The 25,147-nt window shown below is 70.9% G+C and carries 21 protein-coding genes, 1 tRNA gene and 3 pseudogenes; 18 read left to right on the top strand and 7 right to left on the bottom strand.

Annotation, left to right across the window (positions count from 1 at the left end):
- Positions 1-15 precede the first annotated feature (15 nt).
- The 3 genes from ACF09K_RS09340 to ACF09K_RS09330 form a co-directional block, all read right to left on the bottom strand.
- Complete coding sequence (locus ACF09K_RS09340; RefSeq protein ID WP_392241912.1) at positions 16-525, bottom strand: hypothetical protein; 510 nt, start codon at positions 523-525, stop codon at positions 16-18.
- Between the two features lie 322 nt (positions 526-847).
- Positions 848-1,159, bottom strand: a complete 312-nt coding sequence (locus ACF09K_RS09335) for an ArsR/SmtB family transcription factor (RefSeq protein WP_392241910.1) — start codon at positions 1,157-1,159, stop codon at positions 848-850.
- 307 nt (positions 1,160-1,466) lie between these two features.
- Positions 1,467-2,318: a hypothetical protein gene (locus tag ACF09K_RS09330; protein ID WP_392241908.1), complete on the bottom strand. Its 852-nt coding sequence runs from the start codon at positions 2,316-2,318 to the stop codon at positions 1,467-1,469.
- A 662-nt stretch (positions 2,319-2,980) separates the two neighbouring features.
- On the opposite strand from ACF09K_RS09330, the gene ACF09K_RS09325 reads away from it, so the two are divergent.
- The 7 genes and pseudogenes from ACF09K_RS09325 to ACF09K_RS09295 all read left to right on the top strand — a co-directional run.
- A complete protein-coding gene (locus ACF09K_RS09325) occupies positions 2,981-3,247 on the top strand; it encodes a CopG family transcriptional regulator (protein ID WP_392241907.1) in 267 nt (88 codons plus the stop codon).
- On the top strand, positions 3,244-3,687 hold the full coding sequence (locus ACF09K_RS09320; protein WP_392241905.1) for a PIN domain-containing protein: 444 nt from the start codon (positions 3,244-3,246) through the stop codon (positions 3,685-3,687). The genes ACF09K_RS09325 and ACF09K_RS09320 overlap by 4 nt, the downstream gene beginning before the upstream one ends.
- 269 nt (positions 3,688-3,956) lie before the next feature.
- Positions 3,957-4,445, top strand: coding sequence for a hypothetical protein (locus ACF09K_RS09315; RefSeq protein WP_392241903.1), 489 nt, complete (start codon positions 3,957-3,959; stop codon positions 4,443-4,445).
- 97 nt (positions 4,446-4,542) lie between these two features.
- Positions 4,543-5,193 carry a PadR family transcriptional regulator gene (locus ACF09K_RS09310; RefSeq protein WP_392241901.1) on the top strand — a complete coding sequence of 217 codons (651 nt, stop codon included), beginning with the start codon at positions 4,543-4,545 and terminating at the stop codon, positions 5,191-5,193.
- A 226-nt stretch (positions 5,194-5,419) separates the two neighbouring features.
- A complete protein-coding gene (locus tag ACF09K_RS09305; protein ID WP_030856708.1) occupies positions 5,420-6,160 on the top strand; it encodes an ABC transporter ATP-binding protein in 741 nt (246 codons plus the stop codon).
- Complete coding sequence (locus tag ACF09K_RS09300) at positions 6,157-9,018, top strand: ABC transporter permease (RefSeq protein WP_392241899.1); 2,862 nt, start codon at positions 6,157-6,159, stop codon at positions 9,016-9,018. The genes ACF09K_RS09305 and ACF09K_RS09300 overlap by 4 nt, the downstream gene beginning before the upstream one ends.
- A 110-nt stretch (positions 9,019-9,128) precedes the next feature.
- Positions 9,129-9,212 (top strand): annotated as a pseudogene (locus ACF09K_RS09295) (DUF2587 domain-containing protein); the annotation flags it as partial.
- A 156-nt stretch (positions 9,213-9,368) separates the two neighbouring features.
- Here the strand turns inward: ACF09K_RS09295 and ACF09K_RS09290 are convergent.
- A pseudogene (locus tag ACF09K_RS09290) lies at positions 9,369-9,549 on the bottom strand (hypothetical protein); the annotation flags it as partial.
- Between the two features lie 33 nt (positions 9,550-9,582).
- On the opposite strand from ACF09K_RS09290, the gene ACF09K_RS09285 reads away from it, so the two are divergent.
- Together ACF09K_RS09285 and ACF09K_RS09280 are read left to right on the top strand one after the other, a co-directional pair.
- A complete protein-coding gene (locus ACF09K_RS09285; RefSeq protein WP_392242467.1) occupies positions 9,583-9,720 on the top strand; it encodes a hypothetical protein in 138 nt (45 codons plus the stop codon).
- A 16-nt stretch (positions 9,721-9,736) separates the two neighbouring features.
- Positions 9,737-9,894 (top strand): annotated as a pseudogene (locus ACF09K_RS09280) (VapC toxin family PIN domain ribonuclease); the annotation flags it as partial.
- A gap of 297 nt (positions 9,895-10,191) precedes the next feature.
- Here the strand turns inward: ACF09K_RS09280 and ACF09K_RS09275 are convergent.
- A tRNA-Gly gene (locus ACF09K_RS09275) sits at positions 10,192-10,262 on the bottom strand.
- Between the two features lie 541 nt (positions 10,263-10,803).
- Between ACF09K_RS09275 and dcd the strand changes: the two genes are divergently transcribed.
- The 3 genes from dcd (at position 10,804) to ACF09K_RS09260 (ending at position 13,622) form a co-directional block, all read left to right on the top strand.
- Positions 10,804-11,379 carry a dCTP deaminase gene (dcd, locus tag ACF09K_RS09270; RefSeq protein WP_392241898.1) on the top strand — a complete coding sequence of 192 codons (576 nt, stop codon included), beginning with the start codon at positions 10,804-10,806 and terminating at the stop codon, positions 11,377-11,379.
- Positions 11,380-11,386: 7 nt separating this feature from the next.
- On the top strand, positions 11,387-11,896 hold the full coding sequence (locus ACF09K_RS09265; protein ID WP_392241896.1) for a phosphoribosyltransferase: 510 nt from the start codon (positions 11,387-11,389) through the stop codon (positions 11,894-11,896).
- Between the two features lie 415 nt (positions 11,897-12,311).
- The gene (locus ACF09K_RS09260; protein WP_392241894.1) at positions 12,312-13,622 is read left to right on the top strand and encodes a DUF5933 domain-containing protein; all 1,311 of its coding nucleotides are present in this window, start codon (positions 12,312-12,314) and stop codon (positions 13,620-13,622) included.
- Positions 13,623-13,865: 243 nt separating this feature from the next.
- Here the strand turns inward: ACF09K_RS09260 and ACF09K_RS09255 are convergent, their stop codons facing one another.
- Both ACF09K_RS09255 and ACF09K_RS09250 read right to left on the bottom strand, forming a co-directional pair.
- Complete coding sequence (locus ACF09K_RS09255) at positions 13,866-14,873, bottom strand: Yip1 family protein (protein WP_392241892.1); 1,008 nt, start codon at positions 14,871-14,873, stop codon at positions 13,866-13,868.
- 265 nt (positions 14,874-15,138) lie between these two features.
- Positions 15,139-17,430: a heterodisulfide reductase-related iron-sulfur binding cluster gene (locus tag ACF09K_RS09250; protein WP_392241890.1), complete on the bottom strand. Its 2,292-nt coding sequence runs from the start codon at positions 17,428-17,430 to the stop codon at positions 15,139-15,141.
- Positions 17,431-17,757: 327 nt separating this feature from the next.
- Here ACF09K_RS09250 and ACF09K_RS09245 point away from each other — a divergent pair, with 327 nt between their 5' ends.
- The 6 genes from ACF09K_RS09245 (at position 17,758) to ACF09K_RS09220 (ending at position 24,909) form a co-directional block, all read left to right on the top strand.
- The gene (locus ACF09K_RS09245; RefSeq protein WP_392241888.1) at positions 17,758-18,933 is read left to right on the top strand and encodes an MraY family glycosyltransferase; all 1,176 of its coding nucleotides are present in this window, start codon (positions 17,758-17,760) and stop codon (positions 18,931-18,933) included.
- Positions 18,934-19,028: 95 nt separating this feature from the next.
- Positions 19,029-20,873 carry a molecular chaperone DnaK gene (gene dnaK / locus ACF09K_RS09240; RefSeq protein ID WP_392241887.1) on the top strand — a complete coding sequence of 615 codons (1,845 nt, stop codon included), beginning with the start codon at positions 19,029-19,031 and terminating at the stop codon, positions 20,871-20,873.
- A complete protein-coding gene (grpE, locus tag ACF09K_RS09235; protein WP_392241885.1) occupies positions 20,870-21,523 on the top strand; it encodes a nucleotide exchange factor GrpE in 654 nt (217 codons plus the stop codon). Before dnaK ends, grpE begins: the two co-directional genes overlap by 4 nt.
- 36 nt (positions 21,524-21,559) lie before the next feature.
- Positions 21,560-22,744 carry a molecular chaperone DnaJ gene (gene dnaJ / locus ACF09K_RS09230; RefSeq protein WP_392241884.1) on the top strand — a complete coding sequence of 395 codons (1,185 nt, stop codon included), beginning with the start codon at positions 21,560-21,562 and terminating at the stop codon, positions 22,742-22,744.
- 5 nt (positions 22,745-22,749) lie between these two features.
- A complete protein-coding gene (locus ACF09K_RS09225; RefSeq protein ID WP_392241882.1) occupies positions 22,750-23,202 on the top strand; it encodes a heat shock protein transcriptional repressor HspR in 453 nt (150 codons plus the stop codon).
- 603 nt (positions 23,203-23,805) lie between these two features.
- Positions 23,806-24,909 carry a sugar ABC transporter substrate-binding protein gene (locus tag ACF09K_RS09220; RefSeq protein WP_392241880.1) on the top strand — a complete coding sequence of 368 codons (1,104 nt, stop codon included), beginning with the start codon at positions 23,806-23,808 and terminating at the stop codon, positions 24,907-24,909.
- The last annotated feature ends 238 nt before the right edge of the window (positions 24,910-25,147 follow it).

The raw sequence follows: 25,147 nt of genomic DNA, 5'->3' as shown, positions 1-25,147 counted from the left end.
CGCGGCGACGGCGGGTCAGCACCAGGCGGATCCGTCATGGCCGGCCGTGACCTCCAGGCCGTAGTCGCCGGCGCCGTCCCCGAGATCACCGGGGAACCACACGGCGAGGTGGGCGGTGGTGCCCGCGACGGGTTTGTCGAAGCAGAGCGCCGAGACGTCGACCGCGAGGCTGCCGGGCGCCGGGGCCGGCGAGGGGTTGGCGCTCTCGAGTCGCCAGCCGTCCTCCGCGGCGGCCCGACGGTAGAAGGCGAGCACGTCGGCCCGGGACGTCGTGAACCGGTAGGACTGCCCGGCGTAGGCGAACCCGTCGTCCTCGTCGCAGCCCGAGTACCGCCCGTCCTCGGGCCGCGTCCGGTTGGGGTGCGCGTCGAGGATGGACAAGGAGGCCAGGGCGGGGGCGAGTTCCCGGTCGGCGTCGGTGCAGCCGTAGAGCCCGCCCGACAACGCCCACACGCCCGTCGCCGCGACGACGGTCATGCCGCCCGCGCCGACGAGGACCGGCGTGACCGCTCTCTTCAGCTTCATGGCGCGGGAGCGTAGCGCAGCGGATCCACGGGGCCAGGACGTGCGCGGCGCGTGGACGGGCTCGCGTTCCCCCGCCGCCGGCCGGGCGGAGCCCTTCCGGCCGCTCCCGCCGGCCGCAAGGTTCGGGCGGACCCGTACGCCGCTGTCCGACGCCCCCCGGGGAGCGCCGCCCGCCGTGGGGGTCCGCCGCGGCCGACGCGGCCGTGGCCGCAGCGTGACGACCGGCCGGCGGGACGGACGCGGCCTGCCGGCGCCCGTGGCCGGCGCCCGTGGCCGGGACCCGTGCGGGACGGAGAACCGCCCGCGAGCCCGCCGGGGCGTCTCATCCCGCCGCGACCACGGCCTCGAGCAGCCCCGGGAACCGCCGGTCCAGGTCCTCCTTGCGGAGCCGCAGGTAGAGCCCGTTCCCGGCGTCACGCTGGTGGACCAGGCCGGCCTCGCGAAGGACCCGCCAGTGATGGGTGCGGCTCGACTTGCCGACCGGCAGGTCGAAGGAGGCGCACAGGCGCTCCTCGTCCGGCCGCTCGGCGAGTTCCACGACGACCCGGCGCCGGTTGTCGTCGGCCAGCGCCGTGAGGATCGGCCCGATCCTCAGGTCTTCCACGGCCGGATGCGGGAGCTCGCTCGACGTCATCACTCACCCTCTCGACAAGGTACGGCTATCGACGTACCTTCCTTTCAGGTACGTCGATAGCCGTACCTTACCCATGGAGGAGTCATGTCCGCGGCGATGTCTTCACGACGCACCACCCTGCCGTCACGCCTGCGCGCGCTGCTGCGGAGGCTGCTGCTCACTGAGCACACGCCCTTCTTCATGCTGTGAGCGTCCCGGGCGCGAGCGGCCCCGAGTCGCCGGCTGCGGGGCCCCGGGCTCCTCGCGGTCGGTGCCGCCCGCCGTGCGGGGCCGGGAATCCGCGCTGCCGTTCCGGGCAGGGTGACGCTCAGCTCTTCAGCGTGTCGTCCGCAAGAGCCGCGGTGTCCTCGGCCGGAGGGGTCTTGACGGCCACCGGCTGATCGATGTCGAGGAAGGTGACGGTCAGATCGAGCGGCCCGCCGCCGACGCCACCCATGGTGTCGCCGGGAGCGGCCCGCATGCGGAACTGCTTGGCCCGGTCGTCACCGTCGATCCACAGGTCCATGGTGAGCGTGTCGGAGACTCCCAGCCCCATGAACTGATCGAGACCCTCGATCCGGCGCTCCCGGGACGTCTCGTCCGCAGCGGCCTCACGGGCGGCGCGCAGGCCGTCGCCGGTGACCGTTCCTCTGTAATGCGTGGTCCTGGTCCCGTCGATCGTCTCGGTCTCGATCATCCGCAGGTCCGTGGAACCCGTCAGGAGCGTGGACTGCACGATCGGGTTTCCCTCGATCTGACGAGGCAGCACGCCGGAGGACCTGTTGTCCGCCGCGCCGCGTCCCCATACGGCCGGCTCGGCTCTGAACCAGCTCTTGCCCTGCAGCTTCCCGGAATCGACCGCGCTCCCGCCGACGTACATGACCTCGTCGACGAACCGGATCTCCAGTCGGCCGTCCCGGTCCCTGCCGGGTGCGGTCATCTTCATGCTCATGGTCAGCGGATCCGTGCTCATGGAGGCTTCGGCCCTCAGACGGCCCTTCTCCGGCACGGTGCCGGTCACCCGGTAGCGGAGGGACGTGATGCCCTCGGAGTTCTTCGCCGCCCTCGCCACGGCTGCCACGGGCGTCACCTCGGACGGCTCCTCCTTCACGGAGCCACTCCTGGAGTCCCCTCCGCAGGCAACCGCTCCCCCCGCGAGCAGCACGGCGGCGAGCGCCATGCCCGTCACTCTGCGCTGCACGGAGCCTCGCTCTGCCGTACTCACAAATCCCCCGGCTCCATGCGTCCGACCTGCGGCAAGGCTGCGAGGGTATCCCGGGAGGCGTCCTGTGGGCCGCTGGGCCCTCGTACGGCATGCGCGACAGACCGCCCGTACCTGCCCGCACGAACTCCCGCTACCTGGTTGAGCGGTCGGCCCCTCAGCCTGGGAGGCTGCGGCCATTCGAGGTCCACTGGAACGCCGAACCGGACAAACGGCTGGACTCCGCGTCGCCGGCGGTGCCGGTGCTCCCGTGCATCCCCGAGCGTCCCCGCCCGATCCGGTGCGCTTGTGGCGCGACCCGCGAAGATCGTGCCGCAGCCGTGGTTCGCGGGCCTCCGTCCTTGCAGCGCGGAAGCGGAAGCCCGGGCCGGGATTTCCCGGCTGGAGGAGCACTGCGGGCACCTGACCGAGCGCACCGCCGACCTGCGGGTCGTGCCCGAGACCGACCGGGTGCGTCGGGCGTCCTGCCGCGAAGCCGTCCTCACGGAACTGTGTGACGTCCAAACCGGCCCGTCCCACGCGCCGCCGGCACCGAAGGACCGGATTCCGCACGCTGAGGAGCCGGTCATTTTTCACGGCACCTGCGGGTGTCAAGTTGGTACATGGACTACCCTTGGTACATGTCCATGAAGCGCACGAACGTCTACGCCGACCCCGAAGACCTGGCGATCATCAAGGAGGCCGCGAAGCGCCGGGGCATAAGCGAGGCCGAGATCATCCGCCAGGGCATCCACCTCGCTGCCATGGCGAACAGGGTCTGGGACGAGCCGCTGTTCTCGCGCACCTTCGAGGGGGCGGGACGCACGCCCTCCAGGCCGGAGGTCCGTGAAGCGGTCGCCGACGCTGTCCGCCGTGAGACCGGCTCGGATTCCGGAACCGCCGCGTGATCATTGTCATCGCCGACACGTCCGGCCTCCTGGCGGCCCTGGACTCGGCTCACCCGGAGCACCGGGCGGCGAACGAGGCGATCATGGCGGCCGGCCTCCTGGTCATGTCCCCGCTGCTGCTGGCCGAGCTGGATCACGTCGCCACGCGCGAGCTGGGCAGGGCGGCCGCCCTCAGCGCGGTCGACGACCTCCGGCGCTGGATGAGCCGGGGACGTGTCGTCATGCCGGAGATCACGGAGGACCACCTGGGCGCCGCCCAGTCCGTCCGTGTCCGCTACCGTGCGCTCGACCTCGACCTCGCCGACGCGGTCAACGTGGCGCTCGCCGCCGACTACGACACGGACGCGATCCTCACCCTCGACCGACGCGACTTCCGGGCCGTACGCCCCTTGGGCCACCACAAGGCGTTCCGGGTACTCCCCGACGATCTCCCGCTCTGATACGACGAGAGGCCGAGGGGCGAACTCGCGCTCTCAGCCTGGGAAGCTGCGGGCATTTGTGGTTTGTTCGGGCACTGACCTGCGCGAACGGTCACGGTGGGGTCTCGCGGGGAGGGGCCGCCTTCACCGTGGCTCCCCGCTGTTCCCCGCTCGATCCGGTGCGCTTGTAGTGCAGCCGGTGTTCAAGGTGCAAGTCGTCAGAGGGCACGTTGTCAGTGGGCGTGGCTAGGGTCTCAGTCGCGCGGCCGGCTTCCGAGGTGTCCAGCTCCGTGGAGCAGCTGCATCCCCGGCTCTGTCTGGGGGCGGCCCGGGGGTACGACCCGGGACCCAACCAACGGTCGGGCTTCGTCGATGGCCAAGGAGAGACCTGCCAGCGCCGGCCGCGCACCGAGCATGGCCCGGGCGAATGTGCCGGCGCGGTAGCAGGCACCGTTGTCCGTGACGACGCGTTCGATCCGGACGATGCTTCCGGCACCCGCTGTGACGAGTTGAAGACCTGCTCAGATGTCAACCTGCAACGGCAACAAGAGGAGGAGCCCGCCGAGGAGCCGGACGAGGGGGTCGATGCGGTACTCAAGACGGATGCCCCGGCCGCCGAGAGCTTGCCCGCGGAGCAGCCGGCGGCCGCTCATAGGACCGGCACCGAGGCCCCCTTCGGCCTCTCCGACCGGCGGATTCCCGTGTTCACACTGGGTGTGGGGCTGGCTCTGGTGGGCCTCGGCATCGGCTTCCTCGGGGCGCGGATGCGCCGCCCCTGAGCGGCTCGCGACGGCCCGGGTCCCCCTTGAGTCGGACCCCCGGCGTCCGCCTCAGGACGATTGTCCACGCGGACTTACTCGGTATTGCATACTCGGTATGTCCATCCGCCACGGGCTTCTCCCTCTCCTCGAACGCGGCCCGCGCTACGGCTCACAGCTCCGTACCGAGTTCGAGTTCCGCACCGGCTCCACCTGGCCGCTCAACGTGGGTCAGGTCTACACGACGCTCAGCCGGCTCGAACGCGACGGCATGGTCGTGCAGGACGGTGAGGACGAGGCCGGCCACCCGCTCTACGCGATCACCGACAGCGGTCGCGTCGAACTTCGCAGCTGGTTCGAGCACCCCGTCGACCGCACCAGCCCGGCCCGTGACGAGCTGGCCATCAAGCTGGCCATGGCCGTCGGGGCGCCCGGTGTCGACATCCGTGACGTCATCCAGTCCCAGCGCCGGCACACCGTGAAGGCCATGCAGGACTACACCCGGCTGAAGGCGCAGGCCCTCACCGCCGTGGAGAAGAACGGGGACGGGGAGCGGGACGACATCGCCTGGCTCCTCGTCCTGGAGCAGCTGATCTTCCAGACCGAGGCCGAGGCGCGCTGGCTCGACCACTGCGAGTCCCGGCTGATCCGTCTCTCGTCGACCGCCCAGGCGGCGGGGCCGGAGCCGGTCTCGCCGGGGGCGGTAGCGGGAGCGGCGGGGACGGGGGCGACGGCCGGGGCAGAGGAGGCCGCACGCCACCGCCCGTGACGTCCGACCTTCACGACCGGCCCTGAGCGCCCGAACGACCGGCCCTGAGCGCCCGAACGACCGGCCCCACAGGGCCGACCGAGTCCACCGGCTCCACCCGACCCATTCGTAGCACCTGAAGACTCCGAACCACCCGACCAGACCCATACCGTACGCACGGCGCTGCCAACGACCGTCCGTCGCACCGACGTCCGGCCGCTCGCCGGCGTACGCCCGAGGGGAAACCATGTCCACACAACAGCAGCAGCCCGTGCTGAGTCTGCGGAACCTGACCCGCGTCCACGGCTCCGGCGCCACCGAGGTGCACGCCCTGCGCGGCATCGACCTCGACGTCCACCCCGGTGAACTCGTCGCCGTCATGGGCCCGTCGGGCTCCGGCAAGTCCACCCTGCTCACCATCGCCGGCGGCCTCGACAACCCCACCTCCGGGCAGGTCTTCGTCGAGGGCACCGACATCACCGCCCTCGGCATCAAGGGGCTCGCCGCCCTGCGCCGCCGCAGCATCGGCTACGTCTTTCAGGACTACAACCTCATCCCGGCCCTCACCGCCGCCGAGAACGTGGCCCTGCCCCGCGAACTGGACGGCATATCGGCCCGCAAGGCCCGCACCGAGGCCCTCGCCGCCCTCGCCGAGATGGACCTCGGCCAACTCGCCGACCGGTTCCCCGACGAGATGTCCGGCGGCCAGCAGCAGCGCGTGGCCATCGCCCGCGCCCTCGTCGGCGACCGCCGGCTCGTCCTCGCCGACGAGCCCACCGGCGCCCTCGACTCCGAGACCGGCGAGTCCGTGCTGGCCTTGCTGCGCTCCCGCTGCGACGCCGGAGCCGCCGGCATCATGGTCACCCACGAGCCGCGGTTCGCCGCCTGGGCCGACCGGGTCGTCTTCCTGCGGGACGGCGCCGTCGTCGACCAGACCCTACGCAGCGACGCCGACTCGCTCCTGACCGGCCGGGCGGCCCAGCGGTGACGACCTGGTTCCACTCCTGGCGGGCCGCGGTCCGCATCGCCCGCCGTGACGCCTGGCGCTCCAAGGGCCGCAGCTTCCTCGTCCTCGCCATGATCGCGCTGCCGATCCTGGGCGTGAGCGCCCTGGACCTGACCCTGCGCAGCGCCGAACTCACCCCCGCGCAGCGGGTGGAGCGCACCCTGGGTGCCGCCGACGCTCGCTTCTCCGACGCCCGGACGGGCGGCGTGGCCATCCTGCAGGATCCCGAGGGCGAGCAGAACACGCCGGCCGGGGACTACTACTCGCCGGGCACGTCCTGGCCCGACGGCCCGACCGATGTCACCAAGTCCATCCCGGCCGGTTCGACGGTGCTGACCGACAGCAGCGGCACCGCCAAGCTGACCACCACTCACGGTCTGCTCCAGACCGAGGTCCGTGAGCTGGCCGCCGCCGATCCCCTCACCCGGGGCATCATGCGGCTGCAGGAGGGCCGCTTCCCCGAGAAGAACGACGAGATCGCCGCGACCACCCGGTTCCTGGAGAGCAGCGGGCTGTCCGTCGGCTCCACCCTCACCGCCCGCGGCTTCGACCGCACCTATGTGATCAGCGGCTCGTACGAGTTGCCCAGCGACCTCACGGCACAGCAGGTCAACGCCCTGCCGGGGGCCTTCCTGGCGCCGTACGCCAAAGCGGTCGAGAAGGCCGGACTGCCGAAGCCAGACGTCTCCACCACCTACCTGGTGAAGAAGGCCGGTGGTTTCACGTGGAACATGGTCCAGGCGATCAACGTCAAGGGTGTCCTGGTCACCTCGCGCGTCGTGGTCCTCGACCCGCCCGCCGACTCCGAGGTGCCGCTCTACCAGAGAAAAGACTGGGCCAAGAACAGCGGGGGTGCCGACGCCGCCGCGCTCGCCGCCGTGGGCACGGTCGTCGGCTTGGCGATGCTGGAGATCTGCCTGCTCGCCGGTCCCGCCTTCGCCGTCGGCGCCCGTCGTTCCCGCCGCCAGCTCGGCCTGGTCGGCGCCAACGGCGGTGCCCGCAGCCATATCCGGGCCATCGTGCTGAGCGGCGGCCTGGTCATCGGCGTCGCGGCGGCCCTGGTCGGCATCGTCCTCGCCCTGGTCCTGACCTTCGCCCTCCGGCCGCTCCTCGAGGACTACGTGGGGCAGCGGTTCGGCGGCTTCACCGTCAGGCCGCTGGAACTGCTCGCCATCGCCGCGCTCGCCGTCCTCACCGGCCTGCTCTCCGCGGTCATCCCGGCCGTCACCGCCTCCCGGCAGACCGTCCTGGCCTCCCTCACCGGCCGTCGCGGCGTGCGCCGCAGCAACCGCGTGCTGCCGCTGATCGGCTTCGGCGCTGTCCTGCTCGGCGCGGCCATCGCCCTGTACGGCTCGGTCGTCTCCGACCAGTTCGTCCTGGTCGCGGGTGGCTCGGCCATCGCCGAGCTGGGTGTGGTCGCCATGACGCCTGCCCTGGTCGGCCTGTTCGGCCGGGCCAGCCGCTGGCTGCCGCTCTCGCCGCGCCTCGCCCTGCGGGACGCCGTCCGCAACCGGGGCCGTACGGCACCCGCTGTCGCCGCCGTCCTGGCCGCCGTCGCGGGCACCGTCGCCGTCTCGACGTACGCCGCGAGCCGCGACGCCCAGAGTCTGGCCGAGTACCGGGCCAGCCTGCCGTACGGGGCCGGCGCCGCGCTCGTCACCGAGGAGGGAGGCCGGGACGTCCCCGCGGTCCGCGACGCCGTGCAGCGGACGCTGCCCGTCGACGTCCGCGCCGACGTGTTCCGGATCGTCGTCGGCAAGCCCGGCTGCGCCCCGTACGGCGAGGGCGAGGGCTGTGGCCGCTTCGACGTCGTCATCCCGCCGGCCAACGAGTGCCCGCTGTGGGCCGTCGCCCCCGACGGTTCCGACGTGGTGGAGAAGTACACGAAGGAGCAGCGGCGCGCCCTCGCCAAGGACTGGCGCTGCCTCTCGCACGACGGCAACGGCCTCTACGTCGAGGAGGGTCTCCTCGTCGCCGACGCCCCGCTCCTGAAGGTCCTCGGCATCGACGACCCGGATGCGGCCAAGGCCCTCGCCGACGGAAAGCTCCTCAGCTTCCACAGGCCCCAGGTCGACAGGAACGGCACCGTCGGCATCAAGCTGATCACCGACCCGAAGGCCGCCGACCGCGCCGTCGAGCAGAACAAGCCGGTCCCGGGCGAGCTGAAGTCCTTCCCCGCCTACCAGGTGCCCGGCTCGCCCGACTCCTACGGAGTGGAGAGCGTGCTCAGCCCCGCCGCCGCCAAGGCCGCCGGACTGACCACCGTCCCTCTCGGCGCCGTCTTCAGCACCGACCGGATGCCCAGCTCCGAGCAGCGGCAGAGGCTCGACGCCGAGATCGCCAAGCTCGGCAGCAACGTCGAGCTGACCGTGGAGCAGGGCTGGGTCGACGAGAACGGGCTCGTCCTGCTCGCGCTGACCGTCTTCGCCGGCCTGGTCACCATCGGTGCGGCCGGCATAGCCACCGGTCTCGCCCAGGCCGACGCGGAGGCCGATCTCAAGACGCTCGCCGCGGTCGGCGCCCCGCCCCGGGTGCGCCGCATGCTCAGCGGCTTCCAGTGCGGTGTGGTCGCCGCGATGGGTGTGGTCCTCGGCTCGGCGGCCGGTGTCCTGCCCGCGGTCGGGCTGCGGCTCACCGAGGAGCGCGAGCAGATGCGCTCCTACCAGGAGGCTCTCGACCAGGGGTGGGTCGGCGTCGGTGACGCCCCGCCGTACGTGCCGATCGTCGTCCCCTGGGAGACACTCGCCGCCCTCCTGGTCGCCGTGCCCCTCGGCGCCGCCCTGCTGGCCGCGCTGGTGACCCGCTCGCGCGGGGCGCTGGCCCGCCGCGCCGCGCACTGAGCCTCCGTTGCCGGACCGTGCCCCTGGACGAGGGCGGATCACCCTCGTCCAGGGGCACACCGTGCAGGGGCACACCGTGTGGGAAAGCATGCGTGCGCGAGAACGGCGGCATGGAGATGCCGAGGAACGACAGGTCGCAGGAGAGCCCCCAGGTCCTCATCCTGGGCCAGGACGGGATGGCGCTCGGCGGCACTGACCAGGGATCACCTTCCGTCCCGGCCGTACTCCTTGGTCGGTCCGCACGCTGTCGCGAACCAGGTGGGCCGACAGGGCATGCCACGTGGTGGTGACGAGGTGGTCCCCGTCCGGAGGAAGCATCCACCGACGGCGAAGCCCTGCTCTTTGGCTCACATGATGAAGTCGGCGACCACGAGGAAGTAGCCGGGGAACCCCCGCCTGAATGATGACGCCCATCTCGTACTCGGCCTGCTTCTGGTAGTCCTCGCCCCAGCCCTCCGGACACCGGCGCCGCATACCCCGGAATACTTCTTCCTGGAACCAGGTGACCTCGGTGTAGCCCTCCGGGATGTCGGGTTCCCGTCCTGTGAGACGTTCGATCTTGCGGTGGCCCGTCCCAAGGCCACCGATCCGGACCGCCGGATCGGCGTGTTGCTGGTCGACCCGGGCGAGCCCGGCGATCCGGGCGTGGACTTCGCCGTAAGGCGTGCCACGCCCCACTTCAACGCGGACACCCACGGCTGAGTACGACATTGTCGAGGCGCTGGACCTCGACCTCGCCGACGCGGTGGACGTGGCCCTTGCCGCCGACTACGACACGGACGCGATCCTGACCCTCGACCGACGAGACTTCCGGCCGTACACCCGCTGGGCCGCTATAAGGCGTTCTGGGTGCTCCCTGACGACCTTCCCCTCTGACGCAGGACCCGCGGCGGTCAAGTACCCGCTCCCGCAAGGGGCTTGTGTGCCGCCCACGACGAAGCAGGTGCAGGACGGGCGTCCGCCATCGCCCGGGAACAGCGGGCTGAGGGCTCGCCTCCGGCTCATCTGTATGAAAGTAAAGGTCAGCGCCATGCTGCGACGTGATGGGGACACCCTCGCAAGGCGTGCGCGCCCTCTGCGTGCCCAGTCTCGGAGTGCGGGAGCACTCGCAAACCGCAGCAACGAGACCCCCATGAAACAAGCCCCGGGTCGCTGACCTGGGGCTTGAAGAAGAGCGGGTGACGAGAATCGAACTCGCGCTCTCAGCTTGGGAAGCTGATGTTCTACCATTAAACTACACCCGCGTAAGACGCCGGTCCGGCCGGTGTCTGATCGCGCCGTTACTCTACCTCATCCCTGGCCCCCGGTGCTGAAGCCCTGGGGGCCGAGTGTGTTTCGAGGGGCGGGATCCGGGTTACCGGGGCGGGAGTTGGGGCGTACGGTAAGAGGGCAGGAGAGGGTCCCTGGGTGGACGGAGTGCCGCCTGGAGGGTCGTTTCGTTCCTCCCGTAATGTGGCTTTCGTCGTCCGGCGAGCAGCAGCCGGACGCGGCTCTTGGGGAAGGGACTCGACGACTTGATGGATCACACCGTCGTCCGTTGTGCCGATGGGCACGTGTTCAGCACCGCTTCGTTCCCGATGCAGCAGGCCGAGCGGCTCGGTCCCGGGCGGCTCGTCCGGTGTCCTCGGTGTGCCCGGCTCCGCAGTGTGGTGCCGGTGACCTTCGAGAAGCGGTAGCGGAGCGGCCGGCTGCGGGAGCGGCGAGCGGCTCCGGCGGCGGCAGCGGCCTGGCGCGCGGAATCGTCCTGATGACGGCCGGTCCGCGCGCCTTGCGTATCCTCGGGGCGTGCTTCTCTCAGACAAGGACATCCGGGCCGAGATCGACGCCGGACGGGTACGGATCGATCCCTACGACGAATCCATGGTGCAGCCGTCCAGCATCGACGTGCGCCTCGACCGCTACTTCCGGGTGTTCGAGAACCACCGGTACCCGCACATCGACCCCTCGGTCGAGCAGGCGGACCTCACGCGGCTGGTGGAGCCGGAGGGTGACGAGCCGTTCATCCTGCATCCCGGGGAGTTCGTCCTGGCCTCCACCTACGAGGTCATCACGCTCCCCGACGACCTCGCCTCCCGGCTCGAGGGCAAGAGCTCGCTCGGCCGGCTCGGGCTCGTCACGCACTCGACCGCCGGTTTCATCGACCCCGGCTTCTCCGGGCACGTCACCCTCGAGCTGTCCAACCTCGCCACCCTGCCCATCAAGCTGTGGCCGGGCATGAAGATCGGGCAGCTGTGCATGTTCCGGCTCAGCTCGCCCGCCGAGCACCCCTACGGCAGTGAGCGGTACGGGTCCCGGTACCAGGGGCAGCGCGGACCGACCGCGTCCCGCTCCTTCCTCAACTTCCACCGGACCCGGGTGTGAGCGGCGTATGAGCGACGCGCGGGAGAACCTCGACTACGAGCGGTTCGGCGTCGCCGTCCGCGAACTCGCCCAGACCATCGTCGACGACGGCTACGAGCCCGACATCGTGCTCAGCATCGCCCGTGGCGGGGTGTTCGTCGCCGGCGGACTCGCGTACGCCCTCGACTGCAAGAACATCCACCTGGTGAACGTCGAGTTCTACACCGGCGTGGGCACCACCCTCGACATGCCCGTCATGCTCGCGCCCGTGCCCGACGTGATCGACTTCTCCGACAAGAAGGTCCTGATCGCCGACGACGTCGCCGACACCGGCAGGACCCTCAAGCTGGTGCGGGACTTCTGCCTCGACGCCGTCGCCGAGGTCCGCAGCGCCGTGATCTACGAGAAGTCCCACTCCCTCGTGAAGTGCGAGTACGTCTGGAAGCGCACCGATGACTGGATCAACTTCCCGTGGAGCGTCCTGCCCGTCGTCCGCAGGTCGGGGGAGCCGGTCACGCCGTCCAGGGAAGCGCTCTGACCTGAGGCGGGAGCGCTGACGGCCGGGACCACCACGGTGGTCCCGGCCGTTCGCCTTTTCCGGTTCCGCTTCCCGTTCCGGCTTCGGTTCTGGTTCTCGTTCTTGTTCCGGTTCTGGTCCCCGCTCGGACTTCGGTTCCGGCTCCGGTCCGATTCGCCCGCGAGTCGGCCCTTCCGCGTAACCCGTTCGTACCGCGCCGCTAACATGTTCGAACTCGCGATGAACGTCCCCGTCGCCCTCCTTCACCGGAAAGCCGTGCCGTCGGCGTGTTGATCACCTTGGCCAGTCAAAAACTACTAAATCGGTCAAACAATTGATACCTATAGCATCGCGGGTGTTTTCGCGAATAAAGGACAGGACAGAGTTCTCCGGAGGGCGTCGGCCCCGGGTGATCCTGTGGGCCGCGGGAACGGCCGTGGCCCTCGGGTTCCTCGTCACGCTGGAACTGGTGGCGCGTCGTCTCGGCCTGCCGGGGCCGATGACCACGCAGGCACGGGAAGTGATCTTCCCGCCCAAGTCGGGGGGCCTGCTGTACGCCTCCATGGCGTTGATGATGGTGGTGCTCACCTGGAGGCAGCGGCTGATCGCCGTCGGTGCCGCGATCGGTGTCGACCTCGCCTTCCTGTCGGTCCGGTGGGTGTTCGGCATCGAGGTGACCGAAGGCCACCCCTTCGGCAACGGCGCCCTGTGGGTGATCCTCGGCTGCGCCGTCGTCGCCGTCACGCGCCGCACCGGCCCGGAACGCCTCCTGCTGCTGAAGGGGGTCGCGCTGGCCCTCCTGCTGATGGCCGGCCGCAAGACCGGTGACACCTGGCTGCTCATCACCTCGGAGACCCGCCCCCTCGTGCTCGACCAGTACGTGGCGACCGCCGACCACGCGCTGGGCAACCCTTCGTGGCTGGTCGGCCGGGTCGTCACGGCCAGCGGCCCGGTCGGCTTCAATTTCCTCGACTTCGTCTACGGCCAGCTCGCGGTCGCCGCGGTCGTCGCCGCGCTGTACCAACTGCGCAACGTGGCCGTCGAGCGCCGCTTCCCGCGCCACCACCTGGTGCGCACCTTCCTGGTGATCGGCCTCGTCGGCCCGGCCTTCTACATGATCTACCCGGTGGTCGGGCCGATCTTCGCCTACGGCACGGGCGCCGAGCACTGGGCGGGGGTCAGCCTGTGGGCGCCGGACATGCCGCCCAGCGAGCCCTGGGCCGTGGCCGACCTGTGGCCGCGGACACCGCCGCCGCTCCAGACCCCGGTCCACATGTCCTTCGACGAGATCACCCCGCGCAACTGCATGCCCAGCCTGCACACGGCGTGGGCCACCGCGATCTTCCTCCATTCCCGCAAGGGCCCGCGCCTCCTGCGGTACGCGGGCACCTTCTGGCTGGTCGCCACCCTCTGCGCGACGCTGGGCTTCGGCTACCACTACGGCGCCGACCTCATCGCCGGAGTGGTGTTCACGCTGACCATCGAGGCGGCCCTGCGCTCGTTCGACCACGGCTGGGACCGGTCGGGCCTCCGGCTGGCCGCTTACGGCGCGGCGGTCTTCACCGCGCTCCTGGTGTCGTACCGCTACCTGCCGTCGGAGATGGCCGCGTACCCGTGGGTGTTCGGACCGCTCCTGCTGCTGGCCATGGGCTCGGTGGTCTACGGCTACGTACGGACGACCGCACGGTGGGAGCCGAAGGCCGTGCCGGCGCCGGAACCCGAACCGCGACCCGAACTGGCCGTCTGACGCACGCAGTCCGACGCACGCAGTCCGACGCACGCCGTCCCCGGTCGGCGTGCGTCCCGGTCGGCGTCGACCCCTCCGGGCCTCCGGAACCGGGAAGACCCCGGCAGCCGGGAAGGCCCCGGCAGCCGGGAAGGCCCGGCAGCCGGGAAGGCCCGGCAGCCGGGAAGGCCCGGCAGCCGGGAAGGCCCGGCAACCAGAAAGGCCCCCGGTCTCCGGGGGCCTTCTCCGTGTCGGTGCCGGGCGTCAGAAGGTGCCGAGCTTCACGATCGACAGGATGGCGGCCAGCTGGATCGCCGACGCGCCCAGGGCCTTCGGCCAGGGCAGGTCGTGGGAGCGGCTCACCATGAGGGTGAGGAGGGCGCCGGCGGCGACCCAGGTGGCCCAGCCCAGCAGTTGCACGAACGAGGCGTCGCCGCCCAGGAACATGGCGAAGACCAGGCGCGGGGCGTCCGTGAGGCACATGATCAGCATGGAGAGGCCGACCGTGGGCTGCCAGGCGCCGTCGCCGCCGAGCTGGCGGGCCAGGGTGTGGGTGACGACGCCCAGGACGAAGGAACTGACCACCATCGCCACGGCCGTCGTCAGGACGATCGGGATCGCGTTGGACAGCGTCGCGTTGATCGTGTCCTCACGGGTGTCGTCGAAGCCGAACACCGCGAGCAGGCCGTAGAGGAAGGTGACGACGAGGGCGGGGCCCCACAGCGTGTAGTCCCGCATCCGCAGGAAGGTCTGGTCGGGGGAGAGGACGACGCCCCGCAGGAGCTGCTTCCAGGGCAGGCGCGGGCCGGTCGGCCCGGCCGGGGCCGCGGCGCCCGCGTGGTACGTCTCGCCCTGGTGGTACTGCTGGTGGTCGTCGATCGAGAACGCCTGGGTGTGACCCGGGTTGTTCGCGGCGTACGGGTCGTGCGGGGGCGTGCCGTAGTGGTCGCCGCCGCCGAAGTACTCCGGCTCGCCGCCGCCCTGGCCACCACCGTCCGACGGGGGCCACTGCTGGCCGCCGCCTCCGCCGCCGTACTGCGGCCGCTGCTGCGGCGGGTACGGCTGCTGCGCCGGCGAGTAGCCGTGCGGTGACGGCCCCGGGGGCGTCTGCCGCCCGCGGGGAGGGTCATGGGGTCGCGCTTGCGGGGCGCGGCCGTCCCGGCCGCCTCGTCCGATCCTGAATCCAGCCACGTCGTCGAACGTACCTGGTCCCGGAGAGTGACGTGCGGGGCCCGGCCCTCCGGAGGCGGCATTGCGGCCGACCTGTGACATCCCCTAAGGGGTCCCCGTACGACCGCCCGGGGGTTCCCCGTACGACCGTCCAGGGGTCCCTCGTACGGCCGTCCGGGGGACCCGCGGGACGGGCATCGGCGCCGGCGGCCGGGAGCCGTGGTACGGCCGCGGGCACCGGCGACCGGCACCCTCGGCACGGCCGCGGGCACCGGCGGCCGGGGCCCTCGGCACAGCCCCCCGTACGAACGACGACGCCCCCCGTCCACCAGGGACGGGGGGCGTCGCGACGTGCGGTCGCCGGCGGTCACTTCACCGGCTGGGGCTCCGGCTCGTTCTCCGACTCGGCCGAGCCCGCGGGGGGTTCGTCGTCGACCGGGGTCTTGACGGAGTCGAGGAGGAGCTGGGCGACGTCCACGACCTGGACGGACTCCTTGGCCTTGCCCTCGTTCTTCTTGCCGTTCACGGAGTCCGTGAGCATGACGAGGCAGAACGGGCAGGCGGTGGAGACGATGTCGGGGTTCAGGGACAGGGCCTCGTCGACGCGCTCGTTGTTGATGCGCTTGCCGATCCGCTCCTCCATCCACATCCGCGCGCCGCCGGCGCCGCAGCAGAAGCCGCGTTCCTTGTGGCGGTGCATCTCCTGCTGGCGCAGTCCGGGCACCGCGGTCATGATCTCCCGCGGCGGCGAGTAGATCTTGTTGTGGCGGCCCAGGTAGCACGGGTCGTGGTAGGTGATGAGGCCGTCGACCGGGGTCACCGGGATCAGCTTGCCCTCGTCGACGAGGTGCTGGAGCAGCTGGGTGTGGTGGATGACCTCGTAGTCGCCGCCGAGCTGCGGGTACTCGTTGCCGAGGGTGTTCAGGCAGTGCGGGCAGGTGGCGACGATCTTCTTGGCGGACTTCGGCCTGGCGGTCTCGGGGACGACCTTGCCCTCGTCGTCCGTCTCCTCGCCGAACGCCGTGTTCAGCGCCATGACGTTCTCCATGCCGAGCTCCTGGAACAGGGGCTCGTTGCCGAGGCGGCGGGCGGAGTCACCGGTGCACTTCTCGTCGCCGCCCATGATCGCGAACTTGACGCCCGCGATGTGGAGCAGCTCCGCGAAGGCCTTGGTGGTCTTCTTGGCGCGGTCCTCGAGGGCGCCGGCGCAGCCGACCCAGTACAGGTACTCGACCTCGGAGAGGTCCTCGATGTCCTTGCCGACGACCGGCACCTCGAAGTCGACTTCCTTCGTCCACTCCAGGCGCTGCTTCTTGGCCAGGCCCCAGGGGTTGCCCTTCTTCTCCAGGTTCTTGAGCATCGTGCCCGCCTCGGACGGGAACGAGGACTCGATCATGACCTGGTAGCGGCGCATGTCGACGATGTGGTCGACGTGCTCGATGTCGACCGGGCACTGCTCGACGCAGGCGCCGCAGGTGGTGCAGGACCACAGGACGTCCGGGTCGATGACGCCGTTCTCCTCGGCGGTGCCGATGAGGGGGCGCTCGGCCTCGGCCAGCGCGGCGGCGGGGACGTCCTTGAGCTGCTCCTCGGACGCCTTCTCCTCGCCCTCCATGCTCTTGCCGCCACCCGCGAGCAGGTAGGGGGCCTTGGCGTGCGCGTGGTCCCGCAGCGACATGATCAGCAGCTTCGGGGAGAGCGGCTTGCCGGTGTTCCAGGCGGGGCACTGCGACTGGCAGCGACCGCACTCGGTGCAGGTGGAGAAGTCCAGCAGGCCCTTCCAGGAGAACTGCTCGACCTGGGAGACGCCGAAGACGTCGTCGTCGCCGGGGTCGGTGAAGTCGATCGGCCTGCCGCCGGAGGTCATCGGCTGGAGGGCGCCGAGGGCGGTGCCGCCGGTGGCCTCGCGCTTGAACCAGATGTTGGGGAAGGCGAGGAAGCGGTGCCAGGCGACACCCATGTTGGTGTTCAGTGAGACGACGATCATCCAGACGAAGGACGTCCCGATCTTGATCATCGCGGTGAGGTAGACGAGGTTCTGCAGCGCGCCGACCGACAGGCCCTTGAAGGCGAGGACCAGGGGGTACGACGCGAAGTAGCCGGCCTCGTAGTGCTCGACGTGGTGGAGCGCGCCCTCGAGGCCGCGCAGCACGTAGATGGCGAGGCCGATGGTGAGGATGACGTACTCGACGAAGTACGCCTGACCGGACTTGGAGCCCGCGAAGCGGGACTTGCGGCCGGGCCGCGACGGCAGGCTCAGCAGGCGGATCACGATGAGCACGGCGATGCCCAGGATCGTCATCACGCCGATGAACTCGATGTACATCTCGAACGGCAGGAACGTGCCGATCAGGGGCAGCGTCCAGTCGGCCTGGAAGAGCTGGCCGAACGCCTGCGCCAGGGTGGGCGGCAGCGTCAGGAAGCCGACGGCCACGAACCAGTGGGCGACGCCGACGATGCCCCAGCGGTTCATGCGCGTGTGGCCGAGGAACTCGCGTACGAGTGTCACGCTGCGCTGGTAGGGGTTGTCGGTCCGGGTGCCGGCCGGGACCGGCTGGCCCAGCTTGAAGTACCGGACGAACTGGCCGATGGCGCGGGCGAGCAGGGCGACGCCGACCACGGTCAGGGCCAGCGACACGATGATCGCGGCGAGTTGCATGGGGGCTCCTCGGGCCTGCGAGGTTTGCGGGATCTCGTCGGCGGCGCCGACATTACTAAGCGGTAACTTATGCAGTCCGTCTGAGACTACCCCTATCTTCCGCCGCACTGTAGCCGGGCACGGGGTGATCTGGATCGCTGAGGGTCGCCTCAGGGGCGGTCCGGGAGCGGGGCGGGGATGAGGTGGGGGCGGTACGGAAGCGGCGCGGGAGCGGTGCGGCGCCGACATCGGGCCGGCATTGGGCCGACGTGGGGGGACGGAGGGGCGGGGGGAAATTCGACCGTGTTATTCGTACCAAATAGATACATTTATGACTAATTTATAGCCGTGCTCTACGGGATCGTCGCCGCCGCCACCGCCCTGCTCCTCGCCGCCGTCCTCGCCGCGCTGCTGCGCGTCCCCGCCCTGCGGCTCGGGCTGCTCGACCGGCGGCAGCGGCAGCGACGCGTGCCGCTGTCCGGGGGCGTGGCCGTCGTGCTCGCCACCTGCGGGGTCGCCGTCGCCGGCGACCGCACCGGCCTCGCGCCGCTCGGCGAGGGGACGGGCACGCTGCTCGCCGCCGGGGCGGGTGTCGCCGTCCTCGGGCTGGTGGCGGACGCCTGGCGGCTGAAGACCCGGTTCCTCCTCGTCGGTACGGCCGTGGCGGCGGCGTTCGTCGTCCCGTACGCCGACACCGGTGTGCCCGCCGGAGTCGCCGCCGTCGGCTGGATCGCCGGTGTCGCCCTCGCCTTCCGGGCGCTCGACCACGCCGACGGGGTGGGCGGCACCGCCGGGGCCGTCACCGCCTTCGGGGTGGCCGCCTGTGCCGCGGCCGAGGTGATGGACGGTCTGGCGGTGCTGCTGAGCGTGCTCGCCGCCGCGCTGACCGGCTTCCTCCTGCACAACTGGCCGCCCGCGCGCGTGGCGCTCGGCGGCTGCGGCGCCCTGTTCACCGGCTTCCTGCTCGCCGCGGCGGCCGTCACCACGCGCGCGGGGCAGGACGCGGCCACCGGCGCGGGGGTGCTGTTCGCGCTCACCGCGGTCGCCGTGGCCGACGTCGCCCTGGTCGTGCTGGCCCGGCGCACGGCCGGACGCCCGCTGCTGCGCCGCGGCCCCGACCACCTCGCCCACCGGTTCCGCCGGCTCGGCCTCACCCCGGCGGGGGCGACGGTGGCCGTCGCCGCGGCCGCCCTGCCCGGGGTCCTGGTGGGGACGCTGGTGCACACCGGGGTGCTGGGCACGTCGGCCGTGCTCTGGGTGGCGGGCGGCGTGCCCGTCGTCGTCCTCGTGCTGTGGCGCGTACGCGCGCGCGTGCCGGGGCAGGGGTGCGGCGGTCCCGAGACGCGCGCGGGGCGGGGCGTCCGGGCGCGCCAGGGGCTCCCCCCGCACCACCGCCACCGCCCCGGGCGTTCGTCCGTGTCGCTGGTCCAGCCCCCTCGGGAGTCGGCGGAATCACCCCTGCGGGCGCCTCGTCGTAGCGCGTCATCGCAGGTCGGCGGCTCGTTGCGCGTAAGGAACGGATAAGAGTTGAGTCCCGTTGACTCATGTCTGTTGACCCAGCGGTGAGCGTCGTGCACACTTGAGCCTGTTCCACTCAAGTCAGCTGGAGGAAGATCACCATGGCACGTGCGGTCGGCATCGACCTGGGCACAACCAACTCCGTCGTCAGCGTTCTGGAGGGCGGCGAGCCCACCGTCATCACCAACGCCGAGGGTGCCAGGACCACGCCGTCCGTCGTCGCCTTCGCCAAGAACGGCGAGGTGCTGGTCGGCGAGGTGGCCAAGCGCCAGGCGGTCACGAACGTGGACCGGACCATCCGCTCCGTGAAGCGTCACATGGGCACGGACTGGACGATCGAGCTCGACGGGAAGAACTTCAACCCGCAGCAGATGAGCGCGTTCATCCTGCAGAAGCTGAAGCGGGACGCCGAGGCCTACCTGGGCGAGAAGGTGGCCGACGCGGTCATCACCGTCCCGGCCTACTTCAACGACTCCGAGCGCCAGGCGACGAAGGAAGCCGGCGAGATCGCCGGCCTCAACGTCCTGCGCATCGTCAACGAGCCCACCGCGGCAGCGCTCGCGTACGGCCTCGACAAGGACGACCAGACGATCCTCGTCTTCGACCTCGGCGGCGGCACCTTCGACGTGTCCCTCCTGGAGATCGGTGACGGCGTCGTCGAGGTGAAGGCCACCAACGGCGACAACCACCTCGGTGGCGACGACTGGGACCAGCGCGTCGTCGACTACCTGGTCCAGCAGTTCAAGTCCGGTCACGGCGTGGACCTCGCCAAGGACAAGATGGCCCTCCAGCGCCTCCGTGAGGCCGCGGAGAAGGCCAAGATCGAGCTGTCCTCGTCCACCGAGACCTCGATCAACCTGCCGTACATCACGGCCTCCGCCGAGGGCCCGCTGCACCTGGACGAGAAGCTCACGCGCGCCCAGTTCCAGCAGCTGACCGCCGACCTGCTGGAGCGCTGCAAGACGCCGTTCCACAACGTCATCAAGGACGCCGGCATCGCCCTCTCCGAGATCGACCACGTCGTTCTCGTCGGTGGCTCCACGCGCATGCCCGCCGTCGCCGAGCTGGTCAAGGAACTGACCGGCGGCAAGGACGCCAACAAGGGTGTGAACCCGGACGAGGTCGTCGCCATCGGCGCCTCGCTCCAGGCCGGTGTCCTCAAGGGCGAGGTCAAGGACGTCCTGCTCCTCGACGTCACCCCGCTGTCCCTCGGCATCGAGACCAAGGGCGGCATCATGACGAAGCTCATCGAGCGGAACACGACGATCCCGACCAAGCGGTCCGAGATCTTCACCACCGCCGAGGACAACCAGCCCTCCGTGCAGATCCAGGTCTACCAGGGCGAGCGCGAGATCGCGGCGTACAACAAGAAGCTCGGGATGTTCGAGCTGACCGGTCTGCCGCCGGCCCCGCGCGGTGTCCCGCAGATCGAGGTCTCCTTCGACATCGACGCCAACGGCATCATGCACGTCACGGCGAAGGACCTCGGCACCGGCAAGGAGCAGAAGATGACCGTCACCGGCGGCTCCTCGCTGCCGAAGGACGAGGTCGACCGCATGCGCCAGGAGGCCGAGCAGTACGCGGACGAGGACCACCGCCGCCGCGAGGCCGCCGAGGCCCGCAACCAGGGCGAGCAGCTCGTCTACCAGACGGAGAAGTTCCTCAAGGACAACGAGGACAAGGTCCCGGGCGAGATCAAGACCGAGGTCGAGGGCGCGATCGGCGAGCTGAAGGAAGCCCTCAAGGGCGAGGACACCGCCGAGATCCGCACCGCCACCGAGAAGGTCGCGGCCGTCTCCCAGAAGCTGGGCCAGGCCATGTACGCCGACGCCCAGGCCGCTCAGGCCGCCGGCGGCGAGGCTCCGGGCGCCGGCGCCAAGGCCGCCGACGACGACGTGGTGGACGCCGAGATCGTCGACGACGAGCGCAAGGACGGTGCCGCGTGACGGAGGAGACCCCGGGCTTCGAGGAGAAGCCCGACGTCCCCTCCGGCGCCACCCCTGAAGACGCCGAGCCGCAGGCCGACTCCTCCGCCGCGGCGGAGGAGCCGGCCCCGGCCGGGGACGAGAACCAGACCGTGGCACTGGTGGCCCAGCTGGACCAGGCCCGCAAGGCGCTCGACGAGCGCACGGCGGACCTCCAGCGGCTCCAGGCCGAGTTCCAGAACTACCGCCGCCGGGTCGAGCGGGACCGGATCGCGGTCAAGGAGATCGCCGTCGCGAACCTCCTGACCGAACTCCTGCCCGTGCTCGACGACATCGGCCGCGCGCGGGAACACGGAGAGCTCGTCGGCGGGTTCAAGTCCGTCGCCGAGTCGCTGGAGACCGTGGCGGCGAAGATGGGCCTCCAGCAGTTCGGCAAGGAGGGCGAGCCCTTCGACCCGACGATCCACGAGGCCCTGATGCACAGTTACGCCCCGGACGTCACCGAGACGACGTGCGTGGCGATCCTCCAGCCCGGGTACCGGATCGGCGAACGCACCATCCGCCCCGCGCGGGTGGCTGTCGCCGAGCCCCAGCCCGGCGCGCAGGCCGCCAAGGGCGACGAGGCGGAGGCCGGCGACGACAAGGAGAGCGGTGGCCCGGACGAGGGCTGAGCTTGACGAGCGGACGAGGAAGGAGGGACGTCGGGGATGAGCACCAAGGACTTCATCGAGAAGGACTACTACAAGGTCCTCGGCGTCCCCAAGGACGCCACCGAGGCCGAGATCAAGAAGGCGTACCGGAAGCTCGCCCGCGAGTTCCACCCGGACGCCAACAAGGGCAACGCCAAGGCCGAGGAGCGCTTCAAGGAGATCTCCGAGGCGAACGACATCCTCGGCGACCCCAAGAAGCGCAAGGAGTACGACGAGGCACGCGCCCTCTTCGGCAACGGCGGCTTCCGCCCGGGGCCGGGCGCGGGCGGCGGCTCCTTCAACTTCGACCTGGGCGACCTCTTCGGGGGCGCCCAGGGCGGCGCCGGCGGTGGAGCCGGCGGCTTCGGCGGCGGACTCGGTGACGTCTTCGGGGGCCTGTTCAACCGCGGCGGCGGCACGGGCACCACCCGGACCCAGCCCCGGCGCGGCCAGGACATCGACACCGAGGTCACCCTGACCTTCACGGAGGCCATCGAGGGCGCGACGGTCCCGCTGCGCATGTCCTCGCAGTCCCCCTGCAAGGCCTGCTCCGGCACCGGCGACAAGAACGGCACGCCGCGCGTGTGCCCGACCTGCGTCGGCACCGGCCAGGTGGCGCGGGGCTCGGGCGGCGGGTTCTCGCTGACCGACCCCTGCCCGGACTGCAAGGGCCGCGGCCTGATCGCCGAGCACCCCTGCCCGGACTGCAAGGGCAGCGGCCGCGCCAAGTCCTCCCGCACCATGCAGGTCCGCATCCCGGCGGCCGTCACCGACGGGCAGCGCATCCGGCTGCGCGGCAAGGGGGCGCCCGGTGAGCGCGGCGGCCCGGCCGGCGATCTGTACGTGCTCGTCCACGTCGACGCGCACCCGGTCTTCGGCCGCAAGGACGACAACCTCACGGTGACCGTGCCGGTGACGTTCGCGGAGGCCGCCCTCGGCGGTGAGATCAGGGTGCCCACGCTGGGCGGCCCGTCGCTCACGCTGAAGCTGCCCCCCGGCACGCCCAACGGACGCACCATGCGGGCGCGCGGCAAGGGCGCGGTCCGCAAGGACGGCACCCGCGGCGATCTGCTGGTCACCGTCGAGGTGAGTGTTCCGAAGGACCTCCCGGGGAATGCTCGGGACGCACTGGAGGCGTATCGCGAGGCGACCGCGGGTGAGGATCCGCGGGCGGAGCTGTTCGAGGCAGCGAAGGGAGCTTGAGAGTGATGGACGGCCGTCGGCGCAATCCGTATGAACTGACCCAGGAGACCCCGGTCTACGTCATCTCGGTGGCGGCTCAGCTCTCCGGCCTGCACCCGCAGACCCTGCGCCAGTACGACCGCCTGGGGCTGGTGTCCCCGGACCGCACCGCCGGCCGGGGCCGCCGCTACTCGGCCCGCGACATCGAACTGCTGCGCACGGTACAGCAGTTGTCCCAGGACGAGGGCATCAACCTGGCGGGCATCAAGCGGATCATCGAGCTGGAGAACCAGGTCGTGGCCCTCCAGTCCCGCATCGCGGAGCTGGAGTCGGCCCTCGACGGCGCGGCGGCGACCATGCGACAGCGCGAGGCGGCCGTCCACGCCTCCTACCGGCGCGACCTGGTGCCCTACCAGGAGGTCCAGCAGACCAGCGCCCTGGTCGTGTGGCGGCCGAAGCGACAGCAGTCCCAGGACTGACGACGCGACAGCACGCCCGAAGGGGCCCGGAGGCCGATGCCTCCGGGCCCCTTCGGGTTCTTCGGGCTTCGCGTGCTCCGGGCCCTTCGCGTGCTCCTGCTCCGGGCCTTCAGGTGCTCCGGGCCCTTCGTGTTCGCTTCGTGTTCTCCCGGCCGGGCGGCCGCCGCCCCGCCGCCCCGCCGCCCCGCGCGGGGCCGGGGCGCCGGACGTGCGAGGTGCGGTGCCGGGCTGCCGGACGCGCGGGCCCCGGAGCCGGCACCGGGGTCGGCCCGCACCGGCTCCGGAGCTGGCCGACTTCGTGCGGCCCTCTGTTCGGGCGGGGGCGGTCGGGCGGTCCGCCGTGATGACGGTCCGTGAAGGCCGGAGAGGGCTGTGCGGTTGTTGGCGAATGTGTGAACTCGTGTCGCGTGGAGGGTCCGTAAAGGGGTTTTGGAGGGTTTCCGCCCCGTCTCCATGTGTCTTCACGCGCTAAGCGGAGTGTGATGTTGTCACTTCGTTAAGTAGTACGGCTTGACGCCGATGGTCGCCGCCGCGTTGGCTTTTGAGCCACCTGGGACAACATGTCGCACCCATGTCCGGAACGCACCTGAAGTGAGCCCTCGAATGCGTCGTATCGCCATAGCCGTGGCTGCCTCCACGATGTCCCTCTCACTCGCGGGATGCGGGATGCTGAGCGCGACGGAGGACAGCGGCGAAGCGACACCGACGAAGAGCAACGACATCACCATCGGCGTGCTGATGCCGGAGAAGACGAACACCCGTTACGAGGAGTTCGACTACCCCATCATCAAGGCGAAGGTCGCCGACCTCACCAACAACAAGGGCAAGACGGAGTACGCCAACGCGGACTCGAAGAGCGAGACGCAGATCTCCCAGATGGAGCGGATGATCGACGAGGAGATCGACGTCATCCTGCTCGACGCCGTCGACTCGCGCGCCATCGCGGACACCGTGAAGAAGGCCAAGGACGCCGGCATCCCGGTCATCGCCTACGACCGGCTGGCCGAGGGCCCGATCGACGCGTACGTCTCCTTCGACAACGAGCTGGTCGGCCAGGTGCAGGGCCGCACCCTGGTCGAGGCGATCAACACGCCCAGCACCGCCGACAAGATCGTCATGATGAACGGTTCGCCGACCGACCCGAACGCCAAGCAGTTCAAGGACGGCGCCATGTCGGAGCTGAGCGGCCGGGTGACGATCTCCGAGTCCTACGACACCAAGGACTGGAGCCCGAAGATCGCCCGGTCCAACATGGCCGAGGCGATCGAGAAGATCGGCAAGGGCAACATCGCGGCCGTCTACTCCGCCAACGACGCCATGGCCGGCGGCATCATCGAGGCCCTGCGCGCCGCGGGCGTCGAGGAACTGCCGCCGATCACCGGCCAGGACGCTGAGCTGCCCGCGGTGCAGCGGATCATCAGCGGTGAGCAGTACATGAGCGTGTACAAGCCCTACCCGCAGATGGCGGAGGCGGCCGCGGAGATGGCCGTCGCCAAGGTCCAGGGCCGCGACATCGAGTTCGACGCCCTGACCCGCGACAAGATCGACAGCCCCACCGACAAGGAGATCCCGGCCCAGCTGGTCACCGTGGTGGCGCTGACGAAGAAGAACATCAAGGAGACCGTCATCGCGGACGGCATCTACAAGCCGTCCGACATCTGCACCGCCAAGTACGCGGCCGCCTGCCAGGCCCTCAAGCTGAACTGACCGGCGCGAGCCGGGTCGGGACGGCGGGCGGGTCCCGGTCCCGGCCCCCAGCCCCCCGCAGGACCCGTACCGGGCCCTCGGGCGGCCCCGGGAGCCCGGCGTGGCCCGGGGCGGCCTGGCGGCTGCCCGCGCGCGACGCCGGGCCGTGTCCGGGCGGAGCGGCCTTCCCCACCCCTCCCCGCTTCCCGTCCCTCCCCGCCCCTCGCTTCCCCCCCGTCCCCCCGGCTCCTTCCGCCCC

Origin of the sequence: Streptomyces sp. NPDC014882 (assembly GCF_043081325.1) — a bacterium.
Classification (GTDB): domain Bacteria; phylum Actinomycetota; class Actinomycetes; order Streptomycetales; family Streptomycetaceae; genus Streptomyces.
Note: the sequence above shows the minus strand (reverse complement) of the source record. Positions and strands in the feature narration are given on the sequence as shown.

Coding starts and splice junctions, on each gene's coding strand:
- ACF09K_RS09340 (WP_392241912.1), bottom strand. CDS start 525: ATGAAGCTGAAGAGAGCGGTCACGCCGGTCCTCGTCGGCGCGGGCGGC.
- ACF09K_RS09335 (WP_392241910.1), bottom strand. CDS start 1,159: ATGACGTCGAGCGAGCTCCCGCATCCGGCCGTGGAAGACCTGAGGATC.
- ACF09K_RS09330 (WP_392241908.1), bottom strand. CDS start 2,318: ATGGCGCTCGCCGCCGTGCTGCTCGCGGGGGGAGCGGTTGCCTGCGGA.
- ACF09K_RS09325 (WP_392241907.1), top strand. CDS start 2,981: ATGTCCATGAAGCGCACGAACGTCTACGCCGACCCCGAAGACCTGGCG.
- ACF09K_RS09310 (WP_392241901.1), top strand. CDS start 4,543: ATGTCCATCCGCCACGGGCTTCTCCCTCTCCTCGAACGCGGCCCGCGC.
- ACF09K_RS09305 (WP_030856708.1), top strand. CDS start 5,420: ATGTCCACACAACAGCAGCAGCCCGTGCTGAGTCTGCGGAACCTGACC.
- ACF09K_RS09265 (WP_392241896.1), top strand. CDS start 11,387: ATGAGCGACGCGCGGGAGAACCTCGACTACGAGCGGTTCGGCGTCGCC.
- ACF09K_RS09255 (WP_392241892.1), bottom strand. CDS start 14,873: ATGTCACAGGTCGGCCGCAATGCCGCCTCCGGAGGGCCGGGCCCCGCA.
- ACF09K_RS09250 (WP_392241890.1), bottom strand. CDS start 17,430: ATGCAACTCGCCGCGATCATCGTGTCGCTGGCCCTGACCGTGGTCGGC.
- dnaK (WP_392241887.1), top strand. CDS start 19,029: ATGGCACGTGCGGTCGGCATCGACCTGGGCACAACCAACTCCGTCGTC.
- dnaJ (WP_392241884.1), top strand. CDS start 21,560: ATGAGCACCAAGGACTTCATCGAGAAGGACTACTACAAGGTCCTCGGC.
- ACF09K_RS09225 (WP_392241882.1), top strand. CDS start 22,750: ATGGACGGCCGTCGGCGCAATCCGTATGAACTGACCCAGGAGACCCCG.
- ACF09K_RS09220 (WP_392241880.1), top strand. CDS start 23,806: ATGCGTCGTATCGCCATAGCCGTGGCTGCCTCCACGATGTCCCTCTCA.